Raw genomic sequence first — 4,022 nt, 5'->3', positions numbered from 1 at the left:
TCTCCTCCCGCTGCCCCCGCTCTGGAAAACATAGAAACTGATAGATGGTCAGGCTCGGGGGCGACGTCCGCTGTTTGAAAGCCAATCGCGAAAGCGAGACGGAAATATTCAGCGCTTGCGTACCGGAACAGCGATTGGACGAACGGTCACTTCATGCATTCCGGCGCTCAGCCGTTACGGCGGGAATACGGCACCAGCGATCGGCCTGCTTTGGGGTTCCAACGTTCGATGTCGATGCCGGCCCTGTGCGACGTTCCCGAACGCAAGAATTCGCCGGGACGAAATCGGCGACATCGCGCGGACAGTCGTAGAGATTCGCGACATGTCGCTGGAGGACGCCGCCTTGCAACTGAAAACCACCGAGGCCGCACGGCTGCGCGAAGAACAGGCCTGGCGCACGTTGCTGCGCGCGCTGGCTGATCGGTTCGAACACTCGGTGGGTGGCATTGTCGCCCACGGGTCGGGTGCGCCGAATCCGGTATCAGCGGCCCTGCCGTAGCTTCGCCCGCGCCAGGGAATGGTCCGGCGCATCCGAGAACGCCGTGTGCATCGCCTTCCAGAGCGGCGTGCGCGCATAGGCCTCGTCGAGGGGCAGCGCGCGCTGGATCAGCCCGTCGGCGCGTTTCCGCTCCGGGTTGGTGTTGAGCCAAGTGTTGCGGTTGGTGATGTCCCAGGTCAGTACATTGAGCACCGCCGGCTCGTCGAGCACCACGTCGAGGAAGCGCCGGGCCAGATCCGAGACCGCCGCGTCGCGCGCCGGAAGGGCCGCCGGAAAGACCTTGTCGTTCACGTCCATCTCGGTGATCTCGATGGCGAGGCCGAGATCGGCGACCTCTTTGAGGAAGCGGCGCAGCTTGTCCTGGTTCAGCGGAAACTTGGCGTAGAGGTGCCCCTGGATGCCGAGGCGTCGGATCGGCACGTTGTGCTTGCGCATGTCCGTCAGGGTCTTGAGCACCATGGTGCGGCGCGCGTCGATCCAGTCCGCATCGAGTTCGAGGTCGTTCTCGTTCCACACCGGCGCCGCCTGCGGATCGACCTGATGCAGGATGTGAAATGCGGTGTCGACGTAGCGCGGGCCGAGTGCGGCGAGCCATGGCGTCTTGCGCAGGCCGTCCGGACGCCCGTCCTGTGGGCCGCAGATCTCGTTGACCACGTCCCAGGCTTCGATCCGGCCGGCGAAGCGCCCCGCCATTGCGGTGATCCAGCGCCGTAGGAACGCCTCGCCCTCGCGGCCGTCGATGCGGGAAACCGCCCAGTCGGGGATGCTTTCGTGCCAGACCAACGTATGCCCGCGCATCCGTTGGCCATTGGCGCGTGCGAACGCCACGGTGGCGTCGGCGTAATCGAAGGTGATCGTGTCCGGTGTTCGCCAAGCATAGGCGAGCTTCATCGCGTTCTCGGGCACCAGAATGCCGCATTCGCGCGCGAGTGCGCGGCCATAGGCCGGGTCCTGCGTGAGCGGCGTGAAATTCACTGCCGAACCGTAGGCGATGCCTTTCCGGGCGGCGGCCGCGTTGAGGCTGTCCGGGCTCCACGAACCGCCTGCCGCGGTGAGCGGGGTCGGGCGGCCACCGAGCGCCAGCGCCGCCGGGGCCCATCCGAGGATGCTCCGACGCGTCGATCCCACCATACCGCGATCCGTCTCCTGCGTTCGTTTTCTGGTCGATCCTGTCTCGCCGCGCGCGAAAAGCGTGGCGCCACGCCGCGATCCGATCAGCCGGCGACCGTGTCCTCGTCGATCTCCGGTGGGATCGGACGCGGGCGTCGATCCGCACCGATGGCGACGAAGGTGAACAGCCCCTCCGTGACCTTCATGGTGGTCTCGCCTTCGCGTTCGCGCCGCCAGACCTCGACCTGGATGCGCATGGAGGTTCGCCCGACGCTGACGATCCAGGCATAGAGGCTAACTTCATCGCCGACGATGACCGGTCGGTGAAAGGTCATCGCTTCCGCCGAGATGGTGGCGCAGCGGCCGCGTGAGCGTCGTGCGGCCACGTTGCCGGCGGCCAGATCCATCTGTCCCATCAGCCAGCCGCCGAAGATGTCGCCGGCCGGGTTGGTATCGGACGGCATCGCGATGGTGCGGACCACCGGCGGCCCCTTGTCGACGGGCTGGTGCGGCGGCGAGGCGTCGAGGCTCATGGTTCGGGCATCCTGTGCCGGCACCGCGTCGCAAGTCGTACGCCGCCGGTGCCCTGCTATCCGCCCGCAAACCGCGAAAGAATCAATCGGGTAGGGCGAAAACTACGAGGGCGTCTCCGGTCCCAAAGCCCGAGCCCTTGATGAACGAAGACCCGCCGGCCGCCACGGCCACATATTGCCTGCCGTCGAGCGAATAGGTGATTGGCGGGCCGCCGATGCCAGCGCCGCACTGGAAGCGCCAGAGGATTGCGCCGGTTCGGGCGTCGTGCGCGTCGAGGTGGCCGTCCTCCTCGCCGGAGAAGACGAGTCCGCCGGCGGTGGCGAGCGTGCCGCCGGAGAGCCGGCTTCCCGCCTTGACCGACCACTTGATCGCGCCGTCCTTCGCCAGATCGATGGCCGTCAACGTGCTGAAGGATGGTTCCCCCGCGGCCTCGGCCGTCTCGGTGTAGCGGATCGCCGGACGGTCGCCGGAGGCCGGCACTGTCTTGACGATGTAGGTGGTGGCCGCGTGGCGAACCTGGGCGTAGGCGACGTCCGCCTTGGCATCGTAGGCGACCGGATGCCAGGAGATCGCCCCGAGTGGGCCGGGGCTCACCACCGTGCCGGTTTCCGTGGGCGGGGCGTACAGGTTCTTCTGTGCGATCAGCGGCGCCGAGCGCGCCAGAAGCTGTCCGGTGGCGCGGTCGTGGACATAGAGCCAACCGGTCTTGCTCGCCTCGGCGACCGCCTTCACCGGTCCCTGCGGGGTCGGATGGTCGAGGAGGAACGGCGGGCTCGCGACGTCGTAGCCCCACTCATCGTGCGGCACCTGCTGGTAATACCACCGGAGCTTGCCGGTCATCACCTCGAGAGCGACCAGGCTCATGGTGTAGAGGTTGTCGCCCGGCCGGGAGAGCCCGAAATTCTGGGGCGCGGGATTTCCGGTGCCGACATAGATCAGGCCGAGTTGCGCGTCGAAGGCCGGGGTCATCCACAGCGAGCCGCCGCCGACCCGCCACGCGTCCCTGTGCGCCGGAGCCGCTGCCTTTTCGGCGGCGATGTCGCGGTGGAGCGGCACTCCATCGGCGGTGGTCTGCGCATAGTCACCCTCCCAGCCCTCGGCTTTGGTGACGTACCAGCGCCAGCGCTCTGCGCCGGTCGCAGCATCGTAGGCGGCGAGCCAGCCGCGCCGGCCGTAGCCGCCTTCGATGCCCACGACAGCGCCGCCATCGAGGCCGCCCTTCGAATCCTCGACGTGGAGGCCGTAGCCGGCTCCGGCCACGCCGACGATGACGAGACCGTTGGCGACCAGGGGCGGCATCTTGAAGCCGAGGCGGCTCGAACCCTGGACCGCTCCGGCCCCGAGTTTTCCGGCGAGATCGGAGGCGGTCTCCGACTCTCCGTCCTCCGGCCGCACGGCCTCATGATCCCACAGCACCTTGCCGGTCTTGGCATCGAGCGCGATGACGCGTCCGTCCATGGTCGCCTCGAACACCTTGCCGTCGGAGACCGCGACGCCCCGGTTCGACGGCGGCCCGAAGATCTTTTCGGTGCGCGCCTTGTGCGTGTAGGTCCACAGCACCGTCCCGGTCCGCGCATCGAGGGCCGCGACATGGTTCTGCGTGGTGGACACGTAGAGCGTGCCGTCCACCATTATCGGCTCCGCCTGGAAGTAGCCGGTGATACCGGTCTGGAAGATCCATGCGGGCCGCAGGCCCTTGACGTTGCCGGTGTCGATGGTGGCCAGCGGCGAGAAATGCTGGTTGGTGTGGTCGCGACCGAACATCGGCCAGTCGTCGGCCTGGGCACATTGGGGCGGCCCGGCCAGCGCGCAAGCGAGTGCGACGTGGACTTGCCTCGGAAAAGTGGAGAGCTCTTTTTGTGAAGGAGGAGGTCTCCGA

At 67.5% G+C, this 4,022-nt stretch carries 3 protein-coding genes and 1 pseudogene; 1 reads left to right on the top strand and 3 read right to left on the bottom strand.

What is annotated here, in order from left to right:
• Positions 1 to 256: 256 nt before the first annotated feature.
• A pseudogene (locus tag G3T14_RS23255) lies at positions 257 to 454 on the top strand (hypothetical protein); the annotation flags it as partial.
• A gap of 27 nt (positions 455 to 481) precedes the next feature.
• On the opposite strand, the gene G3T14_RS23250 reads toward G3T14_RS23255, so the two are convergent.
• The 3 genes from G3T14_RS23250 to G3T14_RS23240 all read right to left on the bottom strand — a co-directional run bounded on the left by G3T14_RS23250 (position 482) and on the right by G3T14_RS23240 (position 3,907).
• Positions 482 to 1,630 carry an endo-1,4-beta-xylanase gene (locus G3T14_RS23250; protein ID WP_163644867.1) on the bottom strand — a complete coding sequence of 383 codons (1,149 nt, stop codon included), beginning with the start codon at positions 1,628 to 1,630 and terminating at the stop codon, positions 482 to 484.
• Positions 1,631 to 1,713: 83 nt separating this feature from the next.
• Positions 1,714 to 2,142, bottom strand: coding sequence for an acyl-CoA thioesterase (locus G3T14_RS23245; RefSeq protein ID WP_163644866.1), 429 nt, complete (start codon positions 2,140 to 2,142; stop codon positions 1,714 to 1,716).
• 82 nt (positions 2,143 to 2,224) lie between these two features.
• On the bottom strand, positions 2,225 to 3,907 hold the full coding sequence (locus G3T14_RS23240) for a PQQ-binding-like beta-propeller repeat protein (protein WP_246733515.1): 1,683 nt from the start codon (positions 3,905 to 3,907) through the stop codon (positions 2,225 to 2,227).
• Between the last annotated feature and the right edge of the window lie 115 nt (positions 3,908 to 4,022).

Origin of the sequence: Methylobacterium sp. BTF04 (assembly GCF_010692745.1) — a bacterium.
GTDB lineage: Bacteria > Pseudomonadota > Alphaproteobacteria > Rhizobiales > Beijerinckiaceae > Methylobacterium.
The sequence above is the reverse complement of the archived record's forward strand: the minus strand, read 5'-3'. Positions and strand labels throughout refer to the sequence as shown.